14 protein-coding genes are annotated in these 14,590 nt (G+C 69.7%); 8 read left to right on the top strand and 6 right to left on the bottom strand.

The window, feature by feature from the left end:
- Positions 1-121: 121 nt before the first annotated feature.
- Positions 122-2,185 (bottom strand): galactose-binding domain-containing protein, encoded by a 2,064-nt coding sequence (locus tag ACZ5DS_RS34740; protein WP_468246724.1) that lies wholly within the window; start codon positions 2,183-2,185, stop codon positions 122-124.
- A 329-nt stretch (positions 2,186-2,514) separates the two neighbouring features.
- On the opposite strand from ACZ5DS_RS34740, the gene msrA reads away from it, so the two are divergent.
- Positions 2,515-3,036, top strand: a complete 522-nt coding sequence (gene msrA / locus ACZ5DS_RS34735) for a peptide-methionine (S)-S-oxide reductase MsrA (protein ID WP_468246541.1) — start codon at positions 2,515-2,517, stop codon at positions 3,034-3,036.
- A 232-nt stretch (positions 3,037-3,268) separates the two neighbouring features.
- On the opposite strand, the gene ACZ5DS_RS34730 is transcribed toward msrA, so the two are convergent.
- Together ACZ5DS_RS34730 and ACZ5DS_RS34725 are read right to left on the bottom strand one after the other, a co-directional pair.
- Positions 3,269-3,772 carry a GNAT family N-acetyltransferase gene (locus tag ACZ5DS_RS34730; protein ID WP_468246539.1) on the bottom strand — a complete coding sequence of 168 codons (504 nt, stop codon included), beginning with the start codon at positions 3,770-3,772 and terminating at the stop codon, positions 3,269-3,271.
- 36 nt (positions 3,773-3,808) lie between these two features.
- The gene (locus ACZ5DS_RS34725) at positions 3,809-4,882 is read right to left on the bottom strand and encodes a fatty acid desaturase family protein (RefSeq protein ID WP_468246538.1); all 1,074 of its coding nucleotides are present in this window, start codon (positions 4,880-4,882) and stop codon (positions 3,809-3,811) included.
- A 343-nt stretch (positions 4,883-5,225) separates the two neighbouring features.
- On the opposite strand from ACZ5DS_RS34725, the gene ACZ5DS_RS34720 reads away from it, so the two are divergent.
- The gene (locus ACZ5DS_RS34720) at positions 5,226-5,501 is read left to right on the top strand and encodes a hypothetical protein (protein ID WP_468246536.1); all 276 of its coding nucleotides are present in this window, start codon (positions 5,226-5,228) and stop codon (positions 5,499-5,501) included.
- 242 nt (positions 5,502-5,743) lie between these two features.
- Here ACZ5DS_RS34720 and ACZ5DS_RS34715 read toward each other — a convergent pair whose 3' ends face one another.
- From ACZ5DS_RS34715 to ACZ5DS_RS34705, 3 genes are all read right to left on the bottom strand, one after another.
- A complete protein-coding gene (locus ACZ5DS_RS34715; RefSeq protein WP_468246535.1) occupies positions 5,744-6,178 on the bottom strand; it encodes a DUF2267 domain-containing protein in 435 nt (144 codons plus the stop codon).
- 68 nt (positions 6,179-6,246) lie between these two features.
- A complete protein-coding gene (locus ACZ5DS_RS34710; RefSeq protein ID WP_468246532.1) occupies positions 6,247-6,642 on the bottom strand; it encodes a DUF2267 domain-containing protein in 396 nt (131 codons plus the stop codon).
- A 103-nt stretch (positions 6,643-6,745) separates the two neighbouring features.
- Positions 6,746-7,177, bottom strand: a complete 432-nt coding sequence (locus tag ACZ5DS_RS34705) for an Hsp20/alpha crystallin family protein (protein WP_468246531.1) — start codon at positions 7,175-7,177, stop codon at positions 6,746-6,748.
- A gap of 128 nt (positions 7,178-7,305) precedes the next feature.
- Here ACZ5DS_RS34705 and ACZ5DS_RS34700 point away from each other — a divergent pair, with 128 nt between their 5' ends.
- From ACZ5DS_RS34700 to ACZ5DS_RS34675, 6 genes are all read left to right on the top strand, one after another.
- Entirely contained in the window at positions 7,306-7,962 is a 657-nt protein-coding gene (locus tag ACZ5DS_RS34700; RefSeq protein WP_468246529.1) for a type III effector protein, read from the top strand.
- A 1,240-nt stretch (positions 7,963-9,202) separates the two neighbouring features.
- Positions 9,203-9,748 carry an HD domain-containing protein gene (locus ACZ5DS_RS34695; RefSeq protein ID WP_468246527.1) on the top strand — a complete coding sequence of 182 codons (546 nt, stop codon included), beginning with the start codon at positions 9,203-9,205 and terminating at the stop codon, positions 9,746-9,748.
- A 188-nt stretch (positions 9,749-9,936) separates the two neighbouring features.
- Positions 9,937-11,517, top strand: coding sequence for a hypothetical protein (locus tag ACZ5DS_RS34690; protein ID WP_468246524.1), 1,581 nt, complete (start codon positions 9,937-9,939; stop codon positions 11,515-11,517).
- Between the two features lie 285 nt (positions 11,518-11,802).
- A complete protein-coding gene (locus tag ACZ5DS_RS34685; protein ID WP_468246522.1) occupies positions 11,803-12,546 on the top strand; it encodes a ScbR family autoregulator-binding transcription factor in 744 nt (247 codons plus the stop codon).
- Positions 12,547-13,040: 494 nt separating this feature from the next.
- The gene (locus ACZ5DS_RS34680) at positions 13,041-13,610 is read left to right on the top strand and encodes a carboxymuconolactone decarboxylase family protein (protein WP_468246520.1); all 570 of its coding nucleotides are present in this window, start codon (positions 13,041-13,043) and stop codon (positions 13,608-13,610) included.
- 4 nt (positions 13,611-13,614) lie between these two features.
- Positions 13,615-14,481: an RNA polymerase sigma-70 factor gene (locus tag ACZ5DS_RS34675; RefSeq protein WP_468246518.1), complete on the top strand. Its 867-nt coding sequence runs from the start codon at positions 13,615-13,617 to the stop codon at positions 14,479-14,481.
- Positions 14,482-14,590: the final 109 nt, after the last annotated feature.

Below are 14,590 nucleotides of genomic sequence, written 5' to 3'. Positions count from 1 at the left end.
ACACCCCCCCCCCCCCCCCACCACCCCCCCCCCCCCCCCCCCCCACCGCCCCCCCCCCCCCCCCCCCCCCCCCCCCCCCCCCCCCCCCCCCCCCCCCCCCCCCCCCCCCCGGGCCCCGTCGTCAGCTGCTGTGGACGCCGACCTCGTACAGCGAGTACCCCCACCTGGTCCCGCGCTCCGCGCACGCAATGCGGACGTAGCGGGCCGGTACGCCGGTGAACCGTGCGGTGTCGAGACCGCCGTCACCGGTGCTGGTGGACCAGACCGTCTGCCAGCTCGCCCCGTCCGTCGAGAGCTGGATGCCGTACGACTTCCCGTACGCGCGCTCCCAGTCGAGCGTGACCCGCCCGACCCGGTGGGTCGAACCCAGGTCGATCTGCAGCCACTGGCCGTCGCTCCAGCCGCTGGCCCAGCGGGTGTCCCGGTTGCCGTCCACCGCGCGGCTCGGCGCATAGCTGGTGAACGGGTTCCACTCGGACGAACTGGCCGTGGCCGAAGCCCCCTTGGCGAGGTCGACCCCCGCCTGGTGCTGCTCGGTCGCTCCCCAGGTGCCGAGGTAGGACTCGGCGCCCCGGAAGAGGTCGTTCACCACGCCCTGGCCGCCGACGAGCCTGATGTCCTCGATCCAGTCCGGGACGAGGCCGTAGTGCGCGGCTCCGTCGGTGTTCAGGTCCCAGGTGCGCTCACCGGTGGTCTGACGGTCGATGAGGGAGCCGCCGTCCACGCTGCGGAAGGGGTACGTGACCTTGTCGGGGGCGTCCGCACCCCGGGGCCCCGGCCAGCCGCCGACACCGTTCATGTCCGTGCCGTAGCCGTAGCCGTAGCCGACGTCGTACTTGTCCCGCAGCGCCTTGGTGCGGTTCGCCTCGGCCACGAACCCTTCCGAGCCGTGCATGTACTGGGCGATGAAACCGCCGAGGCCGTAGACCCGCTCGGTCCAGTTCAGGTCCATCCAGCTGTGCGAGGAGATCACACCGGGGTACGACTCGGACTCGAAGATGTCGAGCGCGCGGCCGACGGCCTTGACGCTCATGTGGTCGATCTCCAGCATCATCTTGCGTTTCATCATGCCGCGCACGGCGTACTCACCCAGGTCGGTCAGCCCACGGACGTTGCACTGCGCGTCCGAGGCGTACGAGGGAACCGTCACGCCGGCCGGGAGTTTCGCCTCGGCCCCGGGGGCCGCGGCGGACCCGATGGGGTTGTCGTGCTGCGGACCGGTGCACTTCTCCGTCTTCCAGAAGGTGCCGGTCGACAGGAACTGCCCGACGTTGATGGCCGTTCCGAGCCCGCCCGAGTCGAAGCGGACTCCGCAGAGCGCGTTGTCGAACTTGTGGCACAGGAACATGCTGCGCACGCCCAGCGCGTACAGCTCGTCCAGCCCGGCGTCGATGTCCTTCTTGTCACACTGCGGGATGTCCAGGATCTGCTTGCAGCCGAACGGCTCGGAGGTCTCCACGCCCAGGATGACGGCCAGCTTCCCCTGCTTGACGACGTCACGGGCCTGCGCGCTGTCGGTGACGATCCGGAACCAGCCCTTGCCCGTCCCGCCGTACATCGTGTCGATGTACGCCTGCAGGTCGTACGTCAGCTTTGCCTGCAGCCGGATCGACGTCATCTCGTCGCAGCTGCGGTCCTTGAAGAAGTAGACCGAGCAGATCACGCCGTTGGTGACGAGGTCGTTGACCAGCACCCGCTGGCCGCCGCGCCAGGCCCGCTCCACCCACGCGTAGTAGTTCTGCTGGTGCGTCAGCGAGTCGTGCGCGGGCCAGTCCTTGAATGTGGGCCAGCCGACCGGGTCGTGGCGGCCGTCACCGCCCTTGGTGATGAAGTCGAAGACGGCCAGCGAGCCGTCGGGGTAGTGCTCGGGGCAGTCCTTCAGAGCGTCGGCGATCCCGGCCTCGGAGAACGTCTTGCCGCAGATGAGCCGCCCACCGAAGGCCTCGTTGGCGAACAGGTGGTCGTGGGCGTCGACGAACCCGCGTACCCGGCCCTCGGCGTCGGTGCCGGTGAACGGCTCGCCGGTGACATTGATCTGGGAGTCCGGTGCGGGCCGTGCGGTCGGGATCCACCAGTCGCTTCCGGCCGCCGAACTCGGGGTGGGGCCGAGGACGGCGGCCAGGACGAGGAGGAGCAGCGACACCACGGCGACGTCTCTGCGTCTGCGGTACGGGCTTCTGGTCAAGGCCACGGCCCACGTCCCTTGGTCGAGGGGATGCGCGGTCGACGGCCGCGGACGTCCGGGCCCGAAGAACCTCACGCATGCCGATTTGTCATGTCTATGCAAGCTGTCTGGCCCATGAGGATCGCCAGCGCCGCTTTCGGAGTCAAGACTCCGGCCCGGTGTCGTCCCTTGATCGCCGTACACGCATCGCACCACCGGCCGTCAGGACGTCTGCTCCGCCATCCCCGCCTGCTCGATGGTTACTCGCGGGTAGTAATAAGCTGGATAAACGTGAGAACCGTACGTCAACGACCGCGCCGGACAACGACGCGAACGCGAGGGAGCAGCCGATGACAGTGGGAACCGAGCGAGCCGTACTGGCGGGTGGTTGCTTCTGGGGCATGCAGGACCTGATCCGCAAGCAGCCGGGCGTGGTGTCCACCCGCGTCGGCTACAGCGGCGGTGACACGCCCAACGCCACGTACCGCAATCACGGCGACCACGCCGAGGCCATCGAGATCCTCTTCGATCCCACGGCCACGAGCTACCGCGACATCCTGGAGTTCTTCTTCCAGATCCACGATCCGACCACGAAGGACCGCCAGGGCAACGACATCGGGCGCAGCTACCGGTCCGCCATCTACTACAGCGACGAAGAACAGCGCCGCGTCGCCCTCGACACCATCGCGGACGTCGAGGCGAGCGGGCTGTGGCCGGGCAAGGTGGTCACAGAGGTCGAGCCCGTGGGCGACTTCTGGGAGGCGGAGCCCGAGCACCAGGACTACCTGGAGCGCTACCCGAACGGCTACACCTGCCACTTCCCGCGACCGAACTGGAAGCTGCCGCGCCGGACCTCGTCCCAGGCGGGCTGACGCGCGGATCGCGTGATCCGCCTGATTCCCCTCCGCGAGGCTCTGAAGGTGGAGGGGAATCTGCGGTCGACGGAAGTGCGCCAAGTGGGCTTCGTGCGGCCGAAGTCGGCGGGACCCCGGCAGCGTCCTGGCGTGGAGCCTCCCATCGTTGCGCGCCGAGCCAGGCCCTGCGCGCAACGGTGGATGGAATATGTGGCTGGACCCAGCCGCACGCACGGGCGCGGGGGAGACCTCACCCGGGCGGTTCGCCGAGCCCCGCGCCGTGGCGTGGACGCACGGCACGCACACCCAAGGCCCGGGCCGGCCGGCGCACCATGAACACATCCACCGGATCCTCGGTCTCGACGGCGAACCCGTGCCGCTCGTACAGCCGCCGCGCCGGACTGCCCTGCAGCACGTTCAGCCGGACCAGGGTGCCCTTGCGGTCGCACTGCTCCAGCAGCCCACGCAACACAGCCGCACCTATGCCCCGGCCCTGCAGATGCGGCGCCAAGTAGAAGTGTTCCAGCCAGTGGGCGTCCTCGGCGGGCCGCAGCGACACGCAGCCGGCGAACACGCTGTCCACCTCGATCACCCAGGTGTGCGCGGGCGCGAACCCGTCCCGCAGCCGCTGCCGCACCCGCTGCTCGTCGTACCGCCCGAGCCGCTCCAGATCCGCCCGCAGCACCACGGCCCGCAGCTCGGCCACGGCCTCGACGTCCGCCACCGAAGCCGGCCGAATCCCCCAGTCCACCATGATCGCCAGGCTACCGGGCCGAGCTCCACCCGCTCTTCACGCCCTGCGCTGCTGCCTGATCGGCTCTCCCACCCGGTGCATGTGCGTCAGGGCCTCGCGGTACGACCGGAGCAGTCCGGTCTCGTGGTACGGCACCCCGATCTCGGCGCAGTACTGCCGCACGATGATCCGGGCCCGGCGCAGATGCGGAGTGGGCATGCTCGGGAACAGGTGGTGCTCGATCTGGTAGTTGAGCCCGCCCAGCAGCACGTCGGTGAACCAGCCGCCGCGCACATTGCGGGACGTCAGCACCTGGCGCCGCAGGAAGTCGAGCTGCCGTGCACCGGTGATCGTGGGCATGCCCTTGTGGTTGGGCGCAAAAGTGCAGCCCAGATAGACGCCGAACAGGCACTGGTTCAGGGCGAGGAAGGCCACGGCCTTGCCCGGTGAGAGCACCAGGAACAGGGCCGACAGGTAGCCCGCCATGTGCAGGAGGAGGAGGGCGCCTTCCAGCGGCCGGTTCTTCATGGACGGCGAGCGCAGCGCCCGCAGACTCGCGACGTGCAGGTTGAAGCCCTCCAGGGTCAGCAACGGGAAGAACAGCAGCGCCTGATGACCGCCGAGGAGCCGGGCCAGGCCCCTGCTGGCGCGGGCTTGTTCGGTGGACCACACCAGGATGTCCGGGGCGACATCGGGGTCGAGTTCCTCGTGATTGGGGTTGGCGTGGTGGCGGGTGTGCTTGTTCATCCACCAGCCGTAGCTCATGCCGATACCGAGGTTGCCGAACAGCCGCCCGCCGATCTCGCTGTGCCGGCGCCGCCGGAAGACCTGCCGGTGGGCCAGATCGTGCGCCACCAGGGCGACCTGCCCGAACACCAAGGCCAGAAAGGCGGCCACGGCCAGCTGCCACCAGGTGTCGCCGAGAGCGAAGAAGGCTCCCCAGCCGGCAGCGAACAACCCGACCACGAGACCGAGTCGCACCGTGTAGTAGCCGGGGCGCCGCCTCAGCAGGCCGGCCTCGGCCACGCGCTGGGACAGCCGGGCGAAGTCGCTGCCCGCACCGGAGCCGGACGTGCCCGCAGCAGCGGCGGAACGGCGGGTTGCGATGGAGGCATCGCGAGATATCGTCATGCCGAAAATTCTGGTGACGACCGTACGACCCGAAGAAGCCTGCCAGCCACCGTAACCACACGAGGCCTGCCCCCACCCACCCTCGGGGGTTTTCCCCCGTGCACGGCGACCGCCTCGATCCCTGACCGACACCCGCACGCTCATGGGCCACAAGGCTCCGGACGCCGCGATTGCGCAGTTCAGCCAACGCGGCCGCGGCCGGATGCCGGGACGAGGAGAGACCAGGTCAGTTCAGAGTGATCGTCTGCTACTTTGAGATATTTGCCCTCGCTGGATGCTGCATCTATATATTTGTGTGAAGAGTTCATGACGCCGCATCCTGCGCCTTTGTCTTGTCGAGGAGGTGCTGATCATGGCGCATGGAATCGACGCTGCCTTCCGTCTTGCCCCTCGTGCCGATGCGGTCCTGGCCCACGGCTGCGAGATGTGCTGGGGCTGGGGGACCGTGATCAGTGATGAGGGACGTCATGAACTGTGCCCGGAATGCCAGACGGTGGTGCGCCAGGCTGACGGGCCGGTCCCGGACCAGATCCGGGTCGGGATGAAACGGCAGAACCGTGAGACGCTGCGCCGACACCGGCGGTTCGGCGGGGACGGGGACCCGCTGTCGGACGAGTGATCATGCTGCCTGCGCGAGCGGGGGCGGTGTCACCGCTCGCGCAGGCCTGCGCGCCTTTCGCCGGGTGAGGCGCCGGAGGGCTGCCGACTTGTGTGGTTCATAGTGAGCGAAGTTCTCCCGCTCAGCACCGGCCTGGCCGCGTCAGCATGATGCCGGCGTGACGCGCGGTGCGGTCCTTGCAGCTTGAGCACGCGTCACGGTCACCGGCGTGCTGTGGCGCCGGAAAGGCCCGGCCCGCGCATCTATGCGGCTTGGGTGAGTTCGGCACGGCCGAACAAGAGCGCGTAGCCGGAGGGAAGCTGGCGCAGGATGCGGGTGAGGAGATCGGGGCCGGCGAGGGCTGCGACGACACAGAGGACGGAGCCGGTGTCCCAGCGGGTGGTGGCCAGGGAGGCGCCGGTGCGGGCGGCGAGGTCTTTGACGAAGGCCCAGCCGGTCAGCGGCTGGGTGTCGGGGATCTGGGCGGTGAGGATGCGTGCGGCTTCAAGGGGGAGGCGGGCGGCCAGTTCGACGCGTTCGTCGCCGGTCAGCTGGCGTCCCAGTCCGGCGAGGACGAGGCTGACGGCTTCCTCGGCCTTCTCGCGGGTGGGGTAGGCACCGTCGTAGCGGACCTTCTCCAACATCTGCTCGTACGCCCTGGCGTAGGGCTGCTGGAGCGGCGCGCTCTGGTCGGACATCACTGCGGTGGTTGCCTTTCTGTCACCAGGGTCGTGGTGGCCGGTGTGCGGTCACCGGGGGTGGGTGGTCAGGTGGGCTGGGGGCGGCCGAAGAGGAGGTCGTAGCCCGCGGGGAGCTGCAGCAGGATCTGTTTGAGGAGGTCGTCGTCGGCGGCGTCGGCGACCGTGGACAGGACGGCGCTGACGTCCCAGGCCGCGGTCTGTTCGGTGGCGCCCTCGATCCAGGCCGCGGTCGCGCGCACGAACCGCTCCGGGGGCAGCGGCTCGGCGCTCTGCAGCGCGTTGAGGAGGATCAGGGCGAAGTCTTCCGGCAGACGCGCCGCCAGCTGGGCGCGTACCTCGCCGACCAGGTGTGCGCCCAGCAGGGCGAGCACCACGCGCGCCGCGCGTTGAGCCTCCTGCGGGGTGCCGTACTCGCCGCGTTCCTTCACATGGTCGAGGAACGCTTCGCGTCGCATCGTCATGTCGGCCGCCACCCTTCCTCGGTCCACGGGGGCGCGGAGGACGGGCGAGAGGGGGAGATCAGATCCCCGTCCTCCGCTGCTGGTCAGCCCTCGTTTGTCCGGCTCAGCCGGAGATCTCCTTGCGGCCGGATCCGACGCCGATGGCGATCTTGCGGGGCTTGGCGCGCTCGGCGATCGGGATGCGCAGGGTGAGCACGCCTGCGTCGTAGTCGGCCTGGATGTGCTCGGTGTCGAGGGTGTCGGCGAGCACGATCTGGCGGGAGAAGACGCCCAGCGGCCGTTCCGACAGTTCCATCTGCACGTCGTCGGCCTTCGTCACGGGCCGGCGCTCGGCCTTGACGGTCAGCATGTTGCGTTCGACGTCGATGTCGATCGCGTCCGTGGTCACGCCGGGGATGTCGAAGGCCACCACGTACTGGTCATCCTCGCGGTAGGCGTCCATCGGCATCGGGGACGGCCGCGACCAGGTGCCCGGGCCCATCAGCTGCTGCGCCAGCCGGTCGAGCTCACGGAAGGGGTCAGTGCGCATCAACATCGTGAAAACACCTCCAGCAGGTTCGGGCAATTGCTGCCAATGCGCCTCACTGACACCGTTGTAGCATGTCATCGAATGGATGACAAACATGGGTGTCGTCCAAAGGATGACTACTGGAGGAGGTGCCCATGACCCCGGCCGACCAGCCGGCATCGTCCAGCGCCGACACACCAAGCCCGGCGTCGTTCCTCGCCGCCGCGGCAGCCCTTCACGCCATAAACGACGCCCTGCAGTCCGCCCGGCACGAGATCCCCGGCACTGCCGCGACTCACGACGTCGGCCCGGAGCAGGCCCTGTCCTCTCTTCTGCTGCTGCGGCAGGTCCGCGAGCAGCTCGCCGGATGGGAAACCGGCCTGATCGAAACCGCCCGCCAGGCGGGTGCCAGCTGGGCGGACCTCGCCCACCCCCTCGGCGTCGCCAGCCGCCAGGCCGCCGAACGCCGCTACCTGAGGGGCCGGCCCGGCCCCGCAGGAACCACCGGCGAACAACGCGTCCAGGCCACCCGTGAACGCCGCGCCGCCGAACGCACCACCGCCACCTGGGCCCGCCGCAACGCAGCCGACCTGCGCCGCATCGCCGGCCAGATCACCGCCCTCACCGACCTGCCCACCGCGGCCCGCAAACCGCTCTCCCAGCTCCACGCCGCCCTCGCCCACGACGACCCCGCCGTCCTCATCCACCCCCTCAACGCCACCCGCCCCCACCTCACCCCCGCCCACCCCGACCTCGCCGCCCAGCTCGATGCCCTGACGAACTCCGCCACGAGCCGCGCAGCCCCCGACTGACTGGATTTCGCAGAGCGAAAAGACTCGTACGGCGGCGCCCGGAAGGGGCATGGTCATGCGGCGCGTGAGCCGCTTGGTCACCAGCCTGATCGCGGCCCACGTGATCGAGAAGAAGTTGTGCGCGGGCCAGGTCGCGCGGGCGGTGTGGACTCATCCAGGCGGACTCAGCCTGCCGGAGCCGGAACGGGAGACAAGGCTGACGTCGTCGCAGGCTGCCGCCCGGGTGGCGCGGCTCCGGGAGCGACTGCGGTACTGGGGGCTTGGAGAGCCGAACGGGTCGGCTGGGTCAGACGGCGGGTCATCAGGCTGATCGCCGCCCACGTGATCAAAGCCTCGCTGTGCTGGGGCAGCCTCTCGTAGTGGCGGACCAGGCGGCGGGCGTGCATGATCCACCCAAGGCTCCGTTCCACCACCCGGCGGCGTGAGAGGACAACGAAGCCGGTGGCGTCCTTGGGCCGGGACACGCTGCGGACGGTGAGGCGGAGGAAGTCCTTCGCCCGGTCGACGAGCCGGCCGGCGTAGGCGGAGTCCGCCGGTCGACGCCGACCACCCAACGGGCCCCGCACTCCAGGCACTCCCGCTCGCCCTCACCGCGCTGGACGGCCGCCAGGCGCTGCCGCAGCCGACGGTCATCCCGCCACTGCCTGGCCCGACACGCTGCCGAGCAGAGCCGAGCAGAACAGGGCATCGGACCGTACCCCTGGTCGCAGCCGTTCACCACAGCCCAGGCACACACGCCCGGCGTCCTCGAACACCTCACCAAGCTACGACCAGCAGGCTACTCAGAATCCGGGATCGCAAACACGCAAAGCGAACTTGGTGACGGAGCGGGCTACGCGGCGAGTGTCCGAGGGCGACAGTGCGCGCGTGGGCGTCGGCGCCATGCCGGGCCAGGGCGCGTCCTGTCGAGGCGTGGTCGCCGATCACGGCCGGGATCTGCCCGGTGTCAGTCACTCCGCGGGCGGTGAGCCGGTCGAGGTGGCCGGTGACGGCTGCGCGGGCCTGCTCATGGGTCTCGGTGTCGGCGGCCCGCCCTCGACCACCGCGGTCTGCCGGCGGTGGACGGCCTTCAGAGGGGCCGGCGTCGCGGGCCGGCCTGGCCGCCGCGCCCACGATGGCCGTGGCTCTGCCGTGGGAGCCGACGGCCACGATGACCGGCGGAGCCTCGGTCCAGGATGAGGAAACCGGCAGTCCAACCCGCCGTCACCTTCCGTACGCCCTCCTGCGCCACCGTCGCCCAATGACGTACGACCCCATACCATCCGTGGACGCGCTCATGGCCCTGCTGGCCGATTGCGCGGACGTCTGGGACGCCCCGGACCAATCCGGCGACCCGGTGGACATCCTCGACCACGGCCTTCAAGTCGCTGCCGTGCTGGCCGAGCGCCACCCGGACGACGAGGAACTCCAAGTGGCCGGACTGGTCCACGACATCGGCCACCACCTCGTGCCCGGCGACGAGGCGGGCCACGGCTCACACGCCGCTACGGCGGTGGAAGGCCTGCTGGGACCGCGGGTCGCCCGGCTGGTCGCCCTGCACATCCCGGCCAAGCGCTACCTCGCTGCTGCCGACCCGAACCTCGAGCTGTCCCCGGAGAGCGCCCGTACCCTCGGCTGCCAGGGCGGCCCCATGACCCTGGCCGAGGCGGCCGCTTTCGAGGCCGACCCCGACTTCTCGGGGGCGGTCGCGCTGCGCCGCGCCGACGACGCGGGCAAGGTCGTGGGCCTGCGAGTGGCGGCTCTGGAGTCCTGGCGGCCGGTGGTGCAGCGGGTAGCGGCCGGCTGACTGCTCGACACCTCGCGTGCTGTCCATCGGCCTCTGAGTCCATCCCGTCCCGGTTCCTCATGCCGGACAGCGCGCCCGTGCCCAGGTCGTTGCAGGATCATGAACAATCCTCATGTTTCTGTGGACTCCTCAGCAAGGTGCTCCTATGGTCGCGGCGGCGCGACCCCTGTACGCATCGGAGGAGCCGCATGTCCCGCAGGACACTCAGCCGTGCCCTGGCCGTCACCCTGACCTTGGCGGCGGCCACAGCCGTCACCGGGCCCACACCCGCGCAGGCCGACGCCATACCCAAGGCACCCGGCCACCGACTGGTCGACGCCTACGCCGGAGCCCCCGCCACCCCCCAGCCCCTCCCCGGCAAGCAGCCCCCACGGCACCCCTTTCTCGCGGCCAACGGCCGCAGCGGCATGCACGCCGATGCCTGGGGCAGCGCCACCTACCCGTGGAACGGCCCGCTGGGCAGGCAACCCCGGGTCAGCAGCGAGCGGATGGCGCTGCTCGGCGGCGAGTGCGCCAACGTCACCTTCGACCGGGACGGACGGATCGTCACCGTCTGCGGAACGTTCACGGGCTTCCTGGTCAAGCTGCTCGACCCGGACACCCTTGCGACCCTGGCCGAGTACCAGCTGCCGCAACGGCCGTCCACCATCGAGGCGATCACCCGTCTCGACTTCTCCCGGATCTTCAAGGACACGTCCGGCGGCGCCTACTCCTACCTCGACGACCAGGACCGGCTGGTACTCGCGGACTCCCGCCAGCACCTCCTGCGCCTGACCCACCGGCAGAACCCCGACGGAACCTGGCGCTTCAGCGTCACGGACGACTGGGACCTGGGCAGCCACGTACCCCACGACTGCGTCACCTGGACCAACCTGCACCCCACCGGCGCATGCGACCCGGTCACGTCCGTCATGCCCGACTGGAGCGGCCGCATCTGGTGGGTCACCCGGCAGGGCCGCGTCGGCACCGTCGACCCCACCACCGGCACCATACGATCCGTCCAGCTCGCCGGCGAGGAGATCCAAAACTCCTTCTCCGTCGCCGAGGACGGCGTCGCGATCGTCTCCGACCACGCCCTCTACGACTTCCGCGCCACAGCCGACGGCACACCCGAGGTGATCTGGCGGCAGACCTACGACCGCGGAACCGGGACCAAACCCGGCTCCGTCAACCAGGGCTCCGGCACCACACCGGACATCTTCGGCGAGGGCGGACAGTACGTCGCCATCACCGACAACGCCGACGACCGCATGCACGTCCTGGTCTACCGGCGGGACGCCGACGTCCCCACCGACCGCCGCCTGGTCTGCGAGATCCCCGTCTTCGGCTCCGGTGCCTCCACCACGGACAACTCCTTGATCAGCTGGGGCAACAGCCTCGTGGTCGAGAACAACTACGGCTACGAGAACATCTCCTCGCTCACCCTCGGCCGCAGCGTCGTGGGCGGCGTCACCCGTATCGACGTCCGCCAAGACGGCAGCGGCTGCGACACCGTGTGGGAGAGCAGCGAACGCTCACCCTCCACCGTGCCCAAGTTGTCCACCGCCAACGGCCTGCTGTACCTCTACACGAAAGCCCCGAACCCGCTGGGCATCGACGCCTGGTACCTCACCGCCGTCGACTTCCGCACAGGCGCAACCCGCTTCAAGCAACTCGTAGGCACCGGCATCAACTACGACAACAACTGGGCCCCCATCACCCTTGGCCCCGACGGCACCGCCTACATCGGCGTGTTCAACGGACTCACTGCTGTCCAGGACGGCAACTGAGGGATCGAGGTCAGAAGAAACGGACTGGCCGGTTTTTCCTGAAGGGTAATGGAGCGCCGCCCGGGTCGGGTCGGGCGGCGGAAATCGGCCAACGTGCGGAAATGCGGTGTGCTGAGGTTGTCTTCGGGATCGATTCATGCCGGATCCGCCTGCCCGTATGCGCAAAAAGGGGCGTCGGGGGTATTCGGGGTCATGCCGCTTGATCGTCCGGCGTGGCGGTGCCAGGATACAAACTAGACGGTTTATTTCTCCCGAGGCGGCCGGAGACAGTGCGGAGGTGGGGCCGTGGCACTGCAGGAGAGGGCCATCAGGACGAGGAAGGCGATCCTCGTCGCGGCCGCCGCGGTCTTCGCGGAAGTGGGATACGAGGCAGCGACGATCGCCGAGATCCTCAACCGGGCCGAGGTCACCAAGGGAGCCCTGTATTTCCACTTCACCTCGAAGCAGGAGCTGGCCCAGGCGGTTCTGGCCGGCCAGCTCGCCGCGGTCCCCGTACCGCCGCCGCAGGAACTGGTGCTCCAGCAGGGCCTGGACGAGGCGTTCCTGATTGCGCATCTGCTGTCGGTGGGCGACCCGGTCGTCTCGGGGAGTGTGCGGTTGACGGTGGATCAGGGGGCTCCGGGTGATGGTCTGGACCGGGGGGTGCCGATGAGCGGGTGGATGGAGCACAACGTCGAACTCCTGGCCAGGGCCAAGGGGGAGGGGGAACTGCTGCCGCACGTGGATGTCAGGGCCGTGGCCCGGATGTTCGTGGGGGCGTTCACCGGGGTGCAGGTTCTGTCGAAGATCATGACGAATCATGCCGACCTGCCGGAGCGGGTGTCGGAGCTGCAGGGGCATCTGATGGCGAGCATCGCGGTCCCGGCGGTCCTCTTACGGCTCGACACGGCCGCGGACCGGGGGGCCAGGGTGCACGCTGCCGCGTTGAAGCTGCGCCAGGCAGACGGACAGGGCGAACAGGGCGTGCAGGGAGGCGAGCAGCCGGAGGCCACTGTCTGGTCCGCCATGCGGGTCACCGCGACCGGCTGACACTGTCGCAGTCACCCACCGCACCCCACCACCGGCATCCCTGTCGACGCCGGCCGTACCCGAGCACCGGCGCTCCGTTGGCGCCGACCCCACCTGACCCTGCGACCGACGTTCCTATGGATGCTGGCCTTAGCGGCCTGCGCTGTCGTTCCCACGGCGGCCGACCGTGTGCCGCGTGCCGCCACGCTTGCCTGATCTGCCGCGTGACCCGCCGACCCCGCCTGCACCACCGCGGTGATCGCCGACCGGTCGAGTGCCCGCCTGACGCGACGCTCCCGGCCACAAGGGTGATTGCAGCTTCGCCGCAACCGGGCGCATCCGAGAGTCCCAACAACCCCCAGGTGACGTGGGTGAGTTTGCGCTGGGACGGTACCGCCCCGGGGCACGGGTGAGGGTTTGTGCCGGGCGATCCGGATGTGGCGGCCGGCGGGTGTCACATCGGCCGGCCGGGCGGTGTCTTCATGGCAGACCGGCAAACCTGTGAGGAGAACATCATGGCGCTACGCATCCCGAAGGCAGAGCTCCCCGCCGAGATGAAGGAAGCAATGATCAAACAGCTCGGTGCCGTGCCCGAGCCCGTCGAGGTGGCCTTCAACAATCCGCCCGTCGCCACGGCGAACCTGGAGTTCTCGGCCAGGGTGGCCGAGTGGAACGCGTGCCACGAGAGCTTGAAGTCATTCGCGCACATGGCCGTCGCGGCGCAGGTCGGCTGCAACTGGTGCCTGGACGTGGGCTACTTCCAGGCGCTGAACCAGAACCTGGACCTGGCCAAGGCGAGCCAGGTGCCGCGCTGGCGGGAGTCGGACGTGTTCACGCCGCTGGAGCGGGACGTGATGGAGTACGCCGAGGCCATGACGAACACGCCGACGACCGTCACCGACGAGCTGTCGGCGAGCCTGCTGGAGCGGCTCGGCCCGGCGGCGGTGGTCGAGCTCACCGTGTACATCGGCTTCGTGAACCTGGCGACCAGGGTCAACACGGCGCACGGGATCACGTCGCAGGGCTACTCCGACGCGTGCGAGATCCCGCTGGCCGAGCGGCCCGAGAAGTCCGCCGCAGCCTGACGCCATGACCGATGATCCGTTTGTGACCCATCGCAGCCTGCTGTTCACCGTCGCCTACGAGATGCTCGGGTCGGCGGCCGACGCGGAGGACGTGCTCCAGGAGTCCTGGCTGCGGTGGGCCGACGTGGACCATGCGCAGGTGCGTGATGCTCGGGCGTACCTCGTCCGGGTCGTCACGCGGCAGGCGCTGAACCGTCTGCGGACGCTGTCGCGCAGCCGCGAGGAGTACGTCGGCGAGTGGCTGCCGGAACCGCTGTTGACCAACCCTGATGTCGCCGAGGACATCGAACTGGCCGAGAGTGTCTCGATCGCGATGCTGACCGTGCTGGAAACGCTCGGGCCGACCGAGCGGGCGGTGTTCGTGCTTCGCGAGGTTTTCGACGTGCCCTACGGCGAGATCGCCGAGGCGATCGGGAAGTCCGCGGCTGCGGTGCGGCAGACCGCCCGGCGGGCCCGCGAGCATGTGGCGGCCCGGCGGCCGCGCATGCAGGTGAGCCGGGCGGAGCAACACGCCGTGGTCGAGCGGTTCCTGCTCGCGCTGCGCACCGGGAACTTGCAGGAACTGATGGAGATCCTGGCGCCGAATGTGGTCCTGGTCGCCGACGGGGGCGGGGTGGTGGCCGCCGTTCTGGTTCCGGTCCACGGGGCCCGGCCCGTGGCGGAGATGCTCGCCGGCGCCCACCAGGTGGTGGACGCGTTCGAGACGGCGACCGTATGGCTCAACGGTGCGCCCGCGGGCCGTGTCGAGTTCGACGGTGAGCCGGCCGCGGTGAGCCTCGAAGTGGAGAACGGGCACGTCACCCGGATCTATGTGGTGCGCAACCCGCACAAGCTGTCGCGTCTGGGCGTACTGGCAGAACTTGTCAGGTAGCCCGGCATCCGGTGCGCAGGCAGCGGGGGGGGGGGGGGGGGGGGGGGGGGGGGGGGAGGGGGCGGGGGGGGGGGGGGGGAGCTCGATTTTGCATCACAACGTATGCCCA

The sequence above is a fragment of the Streptomyces sp. NPDC031100 genome (genome assembly GCF_055570785.1).
The sequence above is the reverse complement of the archived record's forward strand: the minus strand, read 5'-3'. Positions and strand labels throughout refer to the sequence as shown.